The organism is Variovorax gracilis, assembly GCF_030317115.1.
Lineage (GTDB): Bacteria > Pseudomonadota > Gammaproteobacteria > Burkholderiales > Burkholderiaceae_C > Variovorax > Variovorax gracilis.
Genome location: NZ_JASZYF010000006.1, coordinates 153,719 through 167,314 on the forward strand (window position 1 = coordinate 153,719; position 13,596 = coordinate 167,314).

Here is a 13,596-nt window from a genome sequence, read left to right on the forward strand (position 1 = left end):
GGGAAGTTGGGGGTGAAACGTAAAATTCGAACCATGAAGCAAGCAATTCAGGTCGGTGTGGTGATGGGCTCGAACTCCGATTGGGAGACGATGCGCAACGCCGTCGAGATTCTCCAGCAATTCGGCATCGCCCACGAAGCCCGGGTCGTATCGGCGCATCGGATGCCCGATGAATTGTTCGCCTACGCCGAAAGCGCCGCCCCGCGCGGGCTGGCGGCGATCATCGCGGGCGCCGGCGGGGCGGCCCATTTGCCTGGCATGCTGGCGGCGAAGACCACGGTGCCGGTGCTCGGCGTGCCGGTCGCGAGCCGGCATCTTCAGGGGGTGGATTCGCTCTACAGCATCGTGCAGATGCCCAAGGGCGTGCCGGTCGCGACCTTCGCCATCGGCAATGCAGGCGCGGCCAACGCGGCCCTGTTCGCGGTCGCGATGCTGGCGGTGGGCAACCCGGCGCTGCGCGCCCAGCTCGATGCCTTCCGCGAGAAACAGACCCAGGCTGCGCAAGCCATGACGCTGCCGGTGGGGGAGGCCGAGGAAGTTTCGCCCTTCTCGCCGCAGGGCGGGGGCGCACTGTGAGCACCATCCTCCCGGGCGCCACGCTGGGCGTGATCGGCGGCGGCCAGCTCGGCCGCATGTTCGTGCATGCCGCGCAACGCATGGGCTACTTCACCGCGGTGCTCGACCCCGATGCCGACAGCCCCGCGGGGCGAGTGAGCCATCACCATATCCATACCGACTACACCGACGTCGACGGGCTGGCCCGGCTCGCCGGACTGGCGGACGCGATCACCACCGAGTTCGAGAACGTGCCCGCTCCCTCGCTCGAACACCTCGCCATCGCGCGCCCGGTCGCGCCCGGCGCCGACTCGGTGGCGATCGCGCAGGACCGCATCCGGGAGAAGGGCCACTTCGTGCGCTGCGGCGTCGATTGCGCCCCTTATGCCGTCATCGAGACTGCCGACCATCTGGCTGCCGTGCAGCCGGACCTGCTCCCCGGCATCCTCAAGACCGCCCGGCTCGGCTACGACGGCAAGGGCCAGCGGCGCGTGGCGACGCACGCCGAGCTGGTCGCGGCCTGGGAAGATGCCGGCGGCGTGCCGTGCGTGCTCGAGAAGCTGCTGCCGCTCGATTTCGAGTGCTCGGTGATCGTCGCGCGGGGCGCGGACGGGCACATGGTCAACTTCCCCGTGCAGCGCAACCTGCATCGTGACGGCATCCTCGCCGTCACCGAAGTCCATGCGCAGAACATGCACGAATCGACCGCGCGCCGCGCCGTGGCAGCGGCCCGTTCGATTGCCGAAGGCCTGGGCTACGTCGGCGTTCTGTGCGTCGAATTCTTCGTGCTGGCCGATGGCGCGCTGGTCGTCAACGAGATGGCGCCGCGCCCGCACAACAGCGGCCACTGGTCGATGGACGCCTCGGACGTCTCGCAGTTCGAGCTCCAGGTGCGCACGCTCGCGGGCCTGCCGCTGAATCCGCCGCGCCAGCACAGCGTCGCGATCATGCTCAACCTGCTCGGCGACCTGTGGTTCATCGACAGCGAGGTGCAGGAAGAACCGCGCTGGGCCGACGTGCTCGCCCTGCCCGGCACGCACTTGCACCTGTATGGCAAGACCGAGGCGCGTCGCGGCCGCAAGATGGGCCACCTGAACATCACCGGGGATGACATCGAAGCGGTTCGCAGCACGGCGGACTTCGCCGCGGCGCTGCTGGGCCTGCCCATCCCCCTGTCGGAGTGAGCGGGATGATCCGCGACGGCCTCACGCCCGAAGCCATCGACGAAGCCGCCCGGGTCCTGAGCGAAGGCGGGCTGGTCGCCTTTCCGACCGAAACCGTCTATGGCCTCGGCGCCGATGCGGGCAGCGACACCGCCGTCGCGAAGATCTTCGCGGCCAAGGGCCGGCCGAGCGACCACCCGCTGATCGTGCACGTGCCGGCTGGGGCAATGGGCACCGAGGCCTTGGCGCGATTTGCCCAGCCGCTGCCGCTGTTCGCGCAGAAACTGGTGCAAGCCTTCTGGCCCGGGCCCCTGACCTTGATCGTCGCGCGGCAGCCGGGCGTCGGTGCGGCCGCTGCCGGGGGGCAGGACACCATCGGCCTGCGCTGCCCTTCGCATCCCGTGGCGCAGTCGCTGCTGGTGGCCTGCGCGCGGCAGGGCGTGTTCGGCGTTGCGGGGCCGAGCGCCAACCGCTTCGGGCGCGTGAGCCCGACGACCGCGCTGCACGTGCAGGAAGAATTCGGCGACGAGCTGCTGGTGATCGATGGCGGCCCGTGCGAGGTCGGCATCGAATCGACCATCGTGGATTGCAGCCGGGGCGCACCCGTGCTGCTGCGCCCCGGCGCCATCACGCGTGCGCAGGTCGAGGCGGCCTGCGGCGAAGCGCTGCGCGACAAGGAAGAACTCGCCGCACCCGATCCGCGCGCCTCCGGAACACTCGAGGCGCACTACGCGCCGAGCGCCAAGGTGCGCCTGATGGACGCCAAGGCGCTGCAGACGGGGCTCGACGTGCTTGGCGCGAATGCCGCATACATCGCCGTGTGGTCGCGCACCGCGCTCAAGAGCCGGTCGCAGCGCGTGCTGCAGCGTCGCATGCCTGACGATGCGGCAGCGACCGCGCAACAGCTCTTCGCGGTGTTGCGCGCCTTCGACGCCGAAGGCGTCAAGCTGATCTGGGTCGAGACGCCCCCCTCCGAGCCCGAATGGGAAGGCGTGCGGGACCGCCTGCAGCGCGCAGCCGCGGCCTGAATTGCCCAGTTCCGCTTCAGAGCCCTGAAGCGAGCACGCCCTGGAAGAAGCCCCGCGCCGACGCCAGGCAGAACGGCATCACCAATGTGCCGTGATATGCCAGCGTGACGGCCTGCGCCTGGTCTGCCGGCGTGCCGGGCGTATTCGCGACCAGGCTCGCCCGCGCGGCCGCGAAACCGGTCCGGGCGGACGAGAAGGCATCAACCGTGGCGGCGTCTTCGAGGTCCACCACCGTCAACGCTGCGGCCGGCACGCCGCGGGCGCGGAAGTAGCCGGCGGTTGCGCGCGTGCTCAGGAAGTTCACGGTCGGATCGTTGGCGCCGCCGCACATCATCATGGGCCGGACCGGCAGCCAGTTGCGCAGGTCGTTGGCCACCGCCGCCTTCCGGAAGCCGAGCAGCGGCTGGCAGTTGAGCGGCACCGCGGTGCCAAGGGACGAAGCCGTCGCCGGCAGTGCGTTGCCTGGGCACGGATTGGCCTGGATGTCGTTGGCTGCCTGCGTCAGGTAGCTTTGTCTCACCAGGTTGTTGGGGCCATAGAAGATCGCGAGCGAAGGACTGACCGGCCCCGGCACCGCATTGGCCGGATAGAGAGCGAGCGGCGGCAGCTTTCCGGTCTGGTACAGGGTGTTGATCGGTGTCAGGCTCGGCAGCAGCGTGTCGATGCCCGGTGCGTACTGCGCTTCATAGATGTCGCTGGTCGCCGTGTAGACGTTGCCGAACTGCTTCTGCCAACTGGTCGAGAGCAGCGGCGTGAAGACCGTGGACCCCAGCGCCGGCCAGCCGCTGAAGCTGTAGTCCGCCAGCAGGCTGATGGCCGAGGGCGCGGACAGCGGCGCGGAGGCAGTGACCGTCTTTCCGGTCGCTTGCATCTCGCGGTGCGCCGCCAGGGCCACGTAGCCGCCCTGCGAATAGCCCGTGATCAGCAGCGTGCCGGAGTCGGAGGCACTGATCACCGAGAAGGTCTTGCGCGCCGCGGTCAGCGCATCGACCATATCCTTGCCCTGCTGGTCACCGTTGAGATACGGGTGGTAGGGCAGCGTCGACTTGTCGTAGCCGGCGTAGTTGGGCGCCACCACGAGGTAGCCCTGCGCAGCGAACATGGCCGCGACGATCATGCCTTCGCTGGCGGCGGGCTGGTTGGCTTCGGTCCACTTGGCGAGGTTGTAGTCGCGCGCAGCGGTGGTGCCATGGGCGTACAGCACCGTCGGACGCTGGCCGTTGCAGGCGGGGTCGCTGCCGGTGGGCACCATGATGGCGGCCGTGGCGTTGGTTTCCTCGCCTTGGCCGCCGACGGTGCGGTATTCCAGATAGCGAACATCGACGCCGCACTTGGCAGCCCCGGCGATCTGCTGTATTTGCGTGCCCTGCGGCGTCGACGCCAGCAGCGCCGTGAAATCATTGACCGACAGTTGCTTGGTCCGCTCGGGCGGAAAGGTCACGACCGAACCACGTCCCGAATCGACCGCGGACGGCACGTTGAACACGAACCCGTTGTGGTCGCCGCCTCCACAGCCTGAGAACAGGAGCGCGATGCCCGTGAGGGCGAGTGCGGCGGGCAATCGGGTCATGGGCTTGTCTCCTGCTATGGCTGGAATCGGTTTGCGCTCGATTCTGGGCAGGGGTGGCACTCCGCGCAAGCGGTGTTGACCTACACGGTGTCGAGGTCAGCGTGCAGTCAGTTGTCCTGCGCGGCCCAGTCCACCAGCGCGTCGAAGGCGGGCCGTGCCGCCACGGCATTGGCGTGGTTCGCAATGGCGATGACCACATAGCGACGGCCGCTCGCGGCATGCACGTAGCCGGCTACGCCCGCGGCATCCCGCAAGGTGCCGGTCTTGAGGTGGGCCGCGCCCCCCGAGCGCAAGCCGCGCTTGCGCAGCGTACCGTCGACGCCCGAAGCAGGCAGTGAGGACACCAGCTCGGGCATCACCGGTGAGCGCCAGGCGGCTTGCAGCATCTTCGCGAGCGCGGCGGCGCTGATGCGCTCCTCGCGCGAGAGGCCCGATCCGTTGTCGAACACCGGCTGCCCTTCGCCAGTGCCGATGCGGTCGTTCCACCATTGGCGCATCGTCGAGCGCGCGCTGTCGAGCGACCCGCGCTTCTTCTGCTGCAGGCCCAGCGTGAGGAAGAGCTGCTGCGCCATCACGTTGTTGCTGTACTTGTTGATGTCGCGGATCACCTCGGCCAGCGGCGGGGAGGGCAGCTCGAAGGCCGGCTTGAGCTCGGCGGGCACGCGGCCGTCGCGCACCACGCCCCTGATGCGGCCGCCCATCTCGATCCACAGGCCGCCGACCGCGCGTGCCGCGTAGCTGCGAGGATCGGCGTAGGCCACGGGCCAGACCTTCTCGCCGCAGGCGGCCGGGAAGCTGCCCGTGAAGCCGAGACGCGCGGGATCGGCGAAGTCGGCAGCCAGCGTCGTGCGCCAGTCGCCGCACTCGCCGGCCGACAGCGGCACCGAGGCTTGCGTCGTCACCCCGGCCAACGCGGGTTCGAAGCTCACCTGCGCCGTCTGCGTGGCGCGGTTGGGCACGAAAGTCATGACGACCGACTTGAAATTGATCAGCAGCGCGTCCGGCGCGGCGTTGTAGGGCCGCAAGCCTTCACCATCGAAGGCGGAGGGGTCGGTGTCGGCGACCTCGAACGCGCTTCGGTCCAGCACGATGTCGCCGTTGATGCTCTGGATGCCCAGGCCCTGCACACGGCGCAACAGCAGCCACAGCCGTTCGAGCACGAGTTTGGGGTCGCCCTGGCCTTTTATATAGAGGTTGCCTTCGAGCACGCCGTTGCGCACCGGGCCGTCGACGTACACCGGCGTGCTCCACGTGAAGGCAGGGCCCAGCAGGTCGAGCGCCGCATAGGTCGTGACCAGCTTCATGATCGATGCCGGATTGACCTGCGTCTGGGTGCGCCATGCGAGCCGGGGCGGGCGGATGCCCTCGGCATCGGCCACCAGCATCGTCACCGCATCGCGCGGCACCTTGGCGCGGACCAGCGCGGCATCGACTTCCCCGGGAAGCGCTTGCGCCCCGACGTGAAACGGCGCCAGCGAAAGCACAAAAACAACCGGAAGCACGCGACAGAAGCGCCGCCAGACAAGATGCAAACAAGACATCCCCGCGATTATCCCGCCCGCCCACCCCAGAAACACCGCGGAACCGGCTTTGCCGGGCCGCTGGCGTTGCCCCCGGCAGGGGGTGGGCGGCCACGCCAAGTGGGCAAGCCTGGGGGGGAGTCGATAATCCTTCGATGCCCGCTGCTCCCCGTTTTTCTCCCCGCACCATCGGCATCGGCGCAGCCATCGTCACCGTTCTGGTCTGGACCGCCTTCATTGTGATCGCACGAGCCTCCGCCGGCCGGTCGCTGAGCCCCTTCGACATCACGTTCGCCCGCATCTGCGGCGCCAGCCTGGTGCTGATGCCCTGGGGCGCCTGGCTGGTGATGCGCTCGCGCGCGAGCGACCCGGCCGCGCAAAGCTCGTTCTTCGGCCTGTCGCCGCTTCCGCTGCGCCTCACCGCCGTCGCCGGCATCTTCGGCGGCCTGGCCTATGCGCTGCTGGCCTACACCGGCTTCGTCTTTGCGCCGGCCACCCACGCCTCCGTGCTGATGCCCGGCAGCCTTCCGCTGTGGACGGCGGTGCTCGCGGCCATCGTGCTGCGCGACCGCATCACGCCGGGGCGCGCCCTGGGCCTGGCGCTGATCGTCGTGGGCGATCTCTTCGTCGGCGGGGCCAGCCTGCGGCATGCGCTGGAAGGCGGCGCCATCTGGAAGGGAGACCTGCTCTTCATGAGCGCGGCCTTCTGCTGGGCCTGCTACAGCGTGGTGGTGCGCAAGCACGGGCTCGAAGCCGTGCGCGCGACCATCGCCATCACGGTCTTCGCCTTCATGACCTACGTGCCGGTCTATGCGCTGCTGGCGGCATCCGGCGCCGTGGCAAGCCGGCTCGACACCGCGCCCGTGGGCGAAATCGTCTTCCAGATGCTGTTCCAGGGCGTTGGCTCGGTCGTCATCTCGGGCATCGCCTTCACTCGGATGATCCAGTATTTCGGACCCGTGCGTTCCACCATGATCACGGCCCTGGTGCCGGGGCTCTCGGCGCTCGGCGCCGTGATCTTCCTGGGCGAACCGCTGCACTGGAACCTGATCGCAGGCCTGCTGCTCGTGACTGCGGGCATCCTGTTCGGCGTGCAGCGCAGTCGTGCCGCTGTCGTGAAGTCGACGGCCCCTGCGGTGCCCGCCGCGGCGAGGGGAGGCATCGATGCCTAGGTTGCTCGCCTTCGACACCAGTACCGAGGCGCTGTCGATCGCCGTCCAGCACGGCGACACGCTGCTCGAACACAGCGGCATCGGTGGCGCGCAATCGTCGTCGACGCTGATCCCGCTGATCCAGCAACTGCTCGCCGAAGCCGGCCTGACGCTCGGCGAACTCGATGCGATCGCCTTCGGCCGTGGGCCCGGGTCATTCACCGGTCTGCGCACGGCCTGTTCGGTCGCTCAGGGCCTGGGCTTCGGTGCCGGCGTGCGGCTGCTGCCGATCGACACGCTCCATGCCGTCGCCGAGGAAGCCCGGCATCGCTTCGGCGTCGAGCGGGTGGTCGCTGTGCTCGATGCGCGGATGGAGCAGGTCTACACGGCCTGCTACGACCTCGGCCTCGAAGTCACCGCGAGCGAAGCCGAACTGCTGGCGCCCGAAAGCGTGGCCGTGCCCGCCGGCTGGGCGCTCGTGGGCAATGCCTTCGCGGCGTATGGCAAGCGCCTGCCGCGCGCGACGGCGCGGCACGACGTGCTGCCCACCGCTGCGGCCATGCTGCGCCTGGCGCCCGCGCTGCTGGCCGCCAACCGCACCGTCGCGCCGGCGGATGCATGGCCTCTCTACGTTCGCGATAAAGTGGCGCAGACTACCGAAGAGCGCGCCGCCATCAAGGCGGCGGCCACCCATTCACCATGAGCGCCGTCCTGCAACAGCCGCGTGAAGCCCGCCTCGAACCCATGACGGTCGAGCGCATTCCCGCCGTCTGCGCGATCGAGCAGACGGCGTTCACGCACCCGTGGACGCAGGCGAACTTCACCGATTCCCTGGTCGCCGGCTACCACTGCCAATGCCTCGTGGCGCCTGCGGCCGACAGCCAGGCCGCGCCGGCTCCGAGCGGCGTGCGCGCACTGTGGAGCCGGGCCGTGGGCCGAACCGAAGGCGAAACGCTGATCGGCTACTTCGTCGCCATGAAGGGCGTGGACGAAGTCCACCTGCTGAACATCACGGTAGCGCCTGCCTTCCACGGGCAAGGATGGGCGCCGCTGATGCTGGAAGCGCTCGCCGGATGGTCGCGCGGGCAGAACGCGCAATGGCTGTGGCTCGAAGTGCGCGCGAGCAATGCGCGCGCACTCGCGGTCTACGAACGCAATGGCTTTCGCCGCGTCGGCATGCGCAAGGGCTATTACCCCGCGAACGGCGGTCGCCGTGAAGATGCGGTGGTCATGAGCCTTCGCCTGCACGAATCGAACAGTGCCTGGGGCGGCTTGAAGTGAAGCACCCCCGGGGCAACACCCGCGGCCCGGCGAAGCCGGCTCCGCGGTGTTTCACGAACGGGCCTGGCGTTGCCGGCCTCGAATTCCGGGATTCTTGAAATGACGACGGGTGGTTTGATTCTTGATGCGCGGCAGCGCGCGATGCTGGACGAGATGGGCATCAAGCTCTTCTGGTGGCCAAAGGCGGAGCAGGTCGAAGCGCCGGCGGTCGCCGCGGCGGTAGCGCCCCCGGCCAGCGATGCCGTCGTGGACGAAGCGCCTGTGGTGCAGCGCGCACCCGCCGCGCCTGTCCGCGCCCAAGCGGCCCAGCCAGTGGCCGCACCTGCCATGGCGCCCCGCGCGCCGATCCCTGCGATCCATGGCGCTTCCATCCTCGTCGATGCACCACGTCTTCTCTATGGCGATTCGGCCGCGCCCCGGGGCGGCTGGCTCATCGTCGCGGACATGCCGCCCGAACTCGACGGGCGCCACGGCGAGCCCTTTGCCGGCGATGCGGGACGGCTGTTCGACAACATGCTGCGCGCCCTGCAACTGCACGACGGCGAGGCGCCCGTCCACCTGATGCGCACCCACCGCGGCGTGCCCTCGGGCCAGCCGGAGAGCCCGCGCCCGATCGCCGACGTCTTCGCGGAGCACGCTGCCGCGCTGGCGCCTCGGCTCGTGCTCGCGATGGGGCCGCTGGCGGCGCAGAGCCTGCTGCAAAGCGGCGATCCGCTCGGCAAGCTGCGCGGCCGCGCCGTGCCGGTCGCGATGCTGCCCGGCATGCCGGACGCGCCGCCGGTCGTCGCTACCTACCATCCGGCCTATCTGCTGCGCAACCCGGCCGACAAGGGCCGCGCCTGGGCCGACCTCTGCCTGGCCGCCGAGCAAGTCGCACGCGCAAGCTGAGGCCCGCGCCCGGAACCCTGGGCCGGCGCGCCTAAAATTCCGCCCCATGACCTTCCTGGACAAGCTGCGCGCCGCCGAGCGCCAAAACGGCTCGCTGCTGTGCGTCGGCCTCGACCCCGAACCGACGAAATTCCCGGCCCATCTGAAGGGCGACGCCAGCAAGATCTACGACTTCTGCGCCCGCATCGTCGATGCCACGGCCGATCTCGCGATCGCCTTCAAGCCGCAGATCGCCTACTTCGCCGCGCACCGCGCCGAAGGGCAGCTGGAGCAACTCATGGAGCACATGCGCCGCAACGCGCCGCACGTTCCCACGATCCTCGACGCCAAGCGCGGCGACATCGGCTCCACGGCCGAGCAGTACGCCCGGGAGGCGTTCGAGCGCTACGGCGCCGATGCCGTCACCTTGTCGCCCTTCATGGGCTTCGATTCGGTCGAGCCCTACCTGCGCCACGAGGGCAAGGGCGCCTTCCTGCTGTGCCGTACCAGCAACCCGGGTGGCGCCGACCTGCAGGGCCAGCGCCTTGCGGGCGTGGAGGGAGAACCTTTTCTCTACGAACACGTGGCCCGGCTCGCGCAGGGTCCGTGGAACCTGAACGGCCAGCTCGGGCTGGTGGTCGGTGCCACCTATCCGGCCGAGATCGAGCGGGTCAGGGCGCTGGCGCCCACGGTCCCCTTGCTGATCCCCGGCGTGGGCGCCCAGGGCGGCGATGCGGTCGCCACCGTGCGGGCGGGCTGGCGCGCGGATGCGCCGATCGTGGTCAATTCCTCGCGCGCCATCTGCTATGCCTCTTCCGGCGACGACTTTGCCGAAGCCGCCCGGCGCGAAGCGACGCGCACCCGCGACGGGCTCGAAGCCGCCAAGGCCTGAAACGACATTCCGCGCTGTCCTGCTTCACCTTGCCGGCCGCGATGTGACGAAAAAAGTCACACTTCTTAACAATAGTGTCTCGTTGACCCCCTCCTGAAGCCCTTCGGCCGTGGCAAGCGCCGGGCACGGCATTTGCCTGACCAGGAGCGGCGCCTCAGCGCCGAGGAGTGAGGAGTTCCATGGTGGAAGACATCGCAACCGGTCGCGCCGAAGCGACCGATGAGTTGGCGCGCGCGCGCCTGGCATCCTTGCCGGCCCCCGCGGCCGAGACGCGCAGCCCCCTGCCGCTCACGGCCGCGCTGGCCTCTGCCGCAGCCCTCGCGGCCTGCGGAGGCGGCGGAGGAGGCAGTGGAGGAGGCGCCATTGTCGCGCCAGGCACAGGCACCGGCTCCGGCGCGCAGGCTGGCTCCCTGAGCGCGCTGGCCGCCACGCCGACCGCGCAGACCTACGTCTACACGGAAGCCAAGACCGACGACGAAGCGGCGCGCTTCCTCCTGCAGTCGCAGTTCTCCGCGTCCGATGCGGAGATCGCGGCCGTGCGCAGCAAGGGCTACCTGGCCTGGCTCGGCGAGCAGGTGGACCGCCCGACCGCGCAGACCGGTTGGGACTGGATCGCGAGCAAGCCCTACAACACCGTCAACACCGACGACATGATCTGGAACCAGCTCATGACGGCGCCGGACGGCTTCCGCAAGCGCATGGCGCTGGCCTTGTCCGAGATCTTCGTCGTGTCCTCGACCGACATCGGCTCCGGCTGGTCCAACTACCTGATGGCCCAGTACTGGGACACGCTGGTCACGGGCGTCACCACCAACTTCCGCAAGCTGCTGGAGGACGTGACGCTCAATCCCGCGATGGGCTACTACCTCAACACCCGGGGCAACCAGAAGGAGAACGCCCAGGGCCGGCAGCCGGACGAGAACTATGCGCGCGAGGTCATGCAGCTCATGTCCATCGGGCTCTACCAGCTCAATGCCGACGGCACCCTCAAGACCGGTGCGGACGGCGCCCCGCTCGACACCTACACCCTGGACGACGTGACCAATCTGGCGCGCGTCTTCACCGGCTACGACATCGACATCCGCACCGACGAGAAACCCGGCGCTGCAAACGGCTTCGTCCGGCCGGACGGCTCCACCGCCGAGAGCAACCTGTGGACCACCCGGCCGATGGCGCTGACGGCCTCGCGGCATTCCACGCTCGAGGCGAAGTTCCTGGGCGCGACGGTCCCCGCAGGCACCGAGGGCAAGGCCGCGCTCAAGATCGCGCTGGACACGCTGTTCAACCATCCCAACGTCGGCCCTTTCATCGGCAAGCAATTGATCCAGCGCCTGGTGACGAGCAACCCGAGCCAGGCCTACGTGACGCGCGTGTCGGACGTCTTCGCGGACAACGGCTCCGGCGTTCGCGGGGACATGAAGAGCGTCTTCGCCGCCGTGCTGCTCGACAACGAGGCCCGCAGCCCGGCCGGCCTGAGCGACCCGACTTTCGGGCGCCTGCGCGAACCCATGCTGCGCTTCGTGCAATGGGCGCGCACCTTCGGCGCCGCATCGACCACCGGCAACTGGAAGATCGGCGACCTCTCCCAGCCGAACAGCCAGCTCGGCCAGAGCCCGCTGCGATCGCCCTCGGTCTTCAACTTCTTCCGCCCCGGCTACGTGCCGCCTTCGACCGCGATCGCCAGCGCGAAGATGGTCGCGCCCGAATTCCAGGTGGTCAACGAGACCAGCGTCGGCGGCTACCTCAACTACATGCAGGGTGCACTGCCGAGGAACACCAAGGACGTGAACGCGACCTACGCGAGCGAGCTGGCGCTGGTGCTGGACCCCGCGGCCCTGGTGCGGCGGCTGAACCTGCTGCTCACGGGCAACCAGCTGTCGGCGGCCACGCAGGCGCTGATCACGAACGCCCTGGGAACGCCGGCCGTGACGGCCAGCAGCACCGACACCGCCAAGCTCAACCGCGTTTACGCCGCGGTGCTGTTGGTGATGGCCTCGCCCTCCTACCTGATCCAGAAATAAGGACCGCGCGATGCACCTGATCGATCCTGCAGCCCACACCCGGCGCGCCTTCCTTCGGCGCTCCGGCCAACTGGCCATGGCCGGGACCGCCCTGCCCTTCGCGCTCAACCTGGCCGCCATGGGCGAAGCCGCCGCGCAAGCGGCGGACGACTACAAGGCGCTGGTGTGCGTGTTCCTCTTCGGCGGCAACGACTACGCCAACACCGTCATCGCCTATGACGACCCAAGCTACAACGCCTACAGCACCATCCGCGTTCCGCAGGCCTCGGGCGGCATCGCCATCGCCAAGAACGACATGGATGTGGCGAAGACGCTGCTGACGCCCACCACGCCATTGGCGGGCGGACGCCAGTACGCGCTGCACCCGGCGATGACCCAGCTCGCGAATCTCTTCAACGTCGACGGCAAGGTTGCGGTGCAGCTCAACGTCGGGCCGCTGGTGGTGCCGCTCAATCGCGCGCAGTACAACAACAGCAACAAGAAGCTCTACCCGCAGCCGCCGAAGCTGTTCTCGCACAACGACCAGCAGTCGACCTGGCAGTCTTCTTCGCCCGAAGGCTCGACGGTGGGCTGGGGCGGCAATATCGGCGACCTGGTGCTGTCGCAGAACACCAGCTCGTTGTTCACCTGCATGTCCGTCGCGGGCAATGCGGTGTTCCTGTCGGGCGACCAGGCGCTGCAGTACCAGGTGAGCACCAGCGGCGCGGTCGGCATCAACAGCGTCAAGGGCACGAGCGGGTATGTGTCGGCCTCCGTGCGCTCCGCGATGGGGCAGCTGGTGCAGGAAGCGCGCAGCCACGTGCTGGAGAACGAGTACAACCGCGTCACCAAGCGGGCGGTGGAGGCCGAGACGACCGTCACCGGCGCGCTCTCGGGCGCGCTGCCGGTGGATTCCTTCGGCACGCTGAACACCAATCTCTCGCGGCAGCTGAAGATGGTGGCGCGCCTGATCCACGGGCGCTCCGCGCTGGGCGTCAAGCGCCAGGTGTTCTTCGTGTCGATGGGCGGCTTCGACCTCCACGACAACCTGATCGCCAACCAGCCCGGGCTGATGCAGCAGTTGAGCGATGCGATGACTGCGTTCTATCGGCAGACGGCGGCGCTGGGCATCGCAGACAAGGTCACGGCGTTCACGGCATCGGACTTCGGCCGCACGCTGGCGAGCAACGGCGATGGCTCCGACCATGGCTGGGGCAGCCACCATTTCATCGTCGGCGGCGCGGTCAACGGCAAGCAGTTCTACGGCACGCCGCAGGTGGTGAGCATCAACAACGACGCCAAGCTCGCCGGCTACGAAGGCCATGTGGGGCAGGGCCGGCTGATCCCGACGACTTCGGTAGACCAGTACGGCGCCACGCTCGCCAGGTGGTTCGGCGTCTCCGAGGCCGACTTGCCGGGCATCCTGCCGAACCTCAGGAACTTCGGCGGCAACGCCAACGGCATCGACTACCCGAAGAACGTCGGCTTCATGGCCTGAGGCCGGTTGGAGTAATCTTCTTGCCGGGTGGGGGTGCGCGCCCGCCGGCTGCGCGGTGAAAGGAGACCTGC

The 13,596-nt window shown here is 68.9% G+C and carries 12 protein-coding genes; 10 read left to right on the top strand and 2 right to left on the bottom strand.

Annotation, left to right across the window (positions count from 1 at the left end; genetic code table 11):
* Positions 1 to 33: 33 nt before the first annotated feature.
* From purE to QTH97_RS14430, 3 genes are read left to right on the top strand one after another with little or no spacing between them, the layout of a single operon-like run.
* Positions 34 to 576 (top strand): 5-(carboxyamino)imidazole ribonucleotide mutase, encoded by a 543-nt coding sequence (gene purE / locus QTH97_RS14420; RefSeq protein WP_286568900.1) that lies wholly within the window; start codon positions 34 to 36, stop codon positions 574 to 576.
* A complete protein-coding gene (locus QTH97_RS14425; RefSeq protein WP_286568901.1) occupies positions 573 to 1,739 on the top strand; it encodes a 5-(carboxyamino)imidazole ribonucleotide synthase in 1,167 nt (388 codons plus the stop codon). Before purE ends, QTH97_RS14425 begins: the two co-directional genes overlap by 4 nt.
* Positions 1,740 to 1,744: 5 nt before the next feature.
* Positions 1,745 to 2,746: an L-threonylcarbamoyladenylate synthase gene (locus tag QTH97_RS14430; RefSeq protein WP_286568902.1), complete on the top strand. Its 1,002-nt coding sequence runs from the start codon at positions 1,745 to 1,747 to the stop codon at positions 2,744 to 2,746.
* A 16-nt stretch (positions 2,747 to 2,762) separates the two neighbouring features.
* On the opposite strand, the gene QTH97_RS14435 is transcribed toward QTH97_RS14430, so the two are convergent.
* Together QTH97_RS14435 and dacB are read right to left on the bottom strand one after the other, a co-directional pair.
* Complete coding sequence (locus QTH97_RS14435) at positions 2,763 to 4,316, bottom strand: alpha/beta hydrolase family protein (protein ID WP_286568903.1); 1,554 nt, start codon at positions 4,314 to 4,316, stop codon at positions 2,763 to 2,765.
* A gap of 107 nt (positions 4,317 to 4,423) precedes the next feature.
* Positions 4,424 to 5,818, bottom strand: a complete 1,395-nt coding sequence (gene dacB, locus QTH97_RS14440; protein WP_444813436.1) for a D-alanyl-D-alanine carboxypeptidase/D-alanyl-D-alanine endopeptidase — start codon at positions 5,816 to 5,818, stop codon at positions 4,424 to 4,426.
* 173 nt (positions 5,819 to 5,991) lie between these two features.
* Between dacB and QTH97_RS14445 the strand changes: the two genes are divergently transcribed.
* From QTH97_RS14445 to QTH97_RS14475, 7 genes are all read left to right on the top strand, one after another.
* On the top strand, positions 5,992 to 7,008 hold the full coding sequence (locus QTH97_RS14445; RefSeq protein WP_286568906.1) for a DMT family transporter: 1,017 nt from the start codon (positions 5,992 to 5,994) through the stop codon (positions 7,006 to 7,008).
* Positions 7,001 to 7,690 (top strand): tRNA (adenosine(37)-N6)-threonylcarbamoyltransferase complex dimerization subunit type 1 TsaB, encoded by a 690-nt coding sequence (gene tsaB / locus QTH97_RS14450; RefSeq protein WP_286568907.1) that lies wholly within the window; start codon positions 7,001 to 7,003, stop codon positions 7,688 to 7,690. Before QTH97_RS14445 ends, tsaB begins: the two co-directional genes overlap by 8 nt.
* Positions 7,687 to 8,268 carry a ribosomal protein S18-alanine N-acetyltransferase gene (rimI, locus tag QTH97_RS14455; protein ID WP_286568908.1) on the top strand — a complete coding sequence of 194 codons (582 nt, stop codon included), beginning with the start codon at positions 7,687 to 7,689 and terminating at the stop codon, positions 8,266 to 8,268. The genes tsaB and rimI overlap by 4 nt, the downstream gene beginning before the upstream one ends.
* Before the next feature lie 99 nt (positions 8,269 to 8,367).
* Positions 8,368 to 9,156, top strand: a complete 789-nt coding sequence (locus tag QTH97_RS14460) for a uracil-DNA glycosylase family protein (RefSeq protein WP_286568909.1) — start codon at positions 8,368 to 8,370, stop codon at positions 9,154 to 9,156.
* Between the two features lie 46 nt (positions 9,157 to 9,202).
* Positions 9,203 to 10,027, top strand: coding sequence for an orotidine-5'-phosphate decarboxylase (pyrF, locus tag QTH97_RS14465; RefSeq protein ID WP_286568910.1), 825 nt, complete (start codon positions 9,203 to 9,205; stop codon positions 10,025 to 10,027).
* Positions 10,028 to 10,206: 179 nt separating this feature from the next.
* A complete protein-coding gene (locus tag QTH97_RS14470; RefSeq protein WP_286568912.1) occupies positions 10,207 to 12,048 on the top strand; it encodes a DUF1800 domain-containing protein in 1,842 nt (613 codons plus the stop codon).
* A gap of 10 nt (positions 12,049 to 12,058) precedes the next feature.
* Entirely contained in the window at positions 12,059 to 13,525 is a 1,467-nt protein-coding gene (locus QTH97_RS14475; protein WP_286568913.1) for a DUF1501 domain-containing protein, read from the top strand.
* Positions 13,526 to 13,596: the final 71 nt, after the last annotated feature.

Bases quoted from the DNA above. Each gene is read 5' to 3' on its own strand.
- purE (WP_286568900.1), top strand. From the start codon at position 34: ATGAAGCAAGCAATTCAGGTCGGTGTGGTGATGGGCTCGAACTCCGAT.
- QTH97_RS14430 (WP_286568902.1), top strand. From the start codon at position 1,745: ATGATCCGCGACGGCCTCACGCCCGAAGCCATCGACGAAGCCGCCCGG.
- QTH97_RS14435 (WP_286568903.1), bottom strand. From the start codon at position 4,316: ATGACCCGATTGCCCGCCGCACTCGCCCTCACGGGCATCGCGCTCCTG.
- QTH97_RS14445 (WP_286568906.1), top strand. From the start codon at position 5,992: ATGCCCGCTGCTCCCCGTTTTTCTCCCCGCACCATCGGCATCGGCGCA.
- tsaB (WP_286568907.1), top strand. From the start codon at position 7,001: ATGCCTAGGTTGCTCGCCTTCGACACCAGTACCGAGGCGCTGTCGATC.
- rimI (WP_286568908.1), top strand. From the start codon at position 7,687: ATGAGCGCCGTCCTGCAACAGCCGCGTGAAGCCCGCCTCGAACCCATG.
- QTH97_RS14460 (WP_286568909.1), top strand. From the start codon at position 8,368: ATGACGACGGGTGGTTTGATTCTTGATGCGCGGCAGCGCGCGATGCTG.
- pyrF (WP_286568910.1), top strand. From the start codon at position 9,203: ATGACCTTCCTGGACAAGCTGCGCGCCGCCGAGCGCCAAAACGGCTCG.
- QTH97_RS14470 (WP_286568912.1), top strand. From the start codon at position 10,207: ATGGTGGAAGACATCGCAACCGGTCGCGCCGAAGCGACCGATGAGTTG.
- QTH97_RS14475 (WP_286568913.1), top strand. From the start codon at position 12,059: ATGCACCTGATCGATCCTGCAGCCCACACCCGGCGCGCCTTCCTTCGG.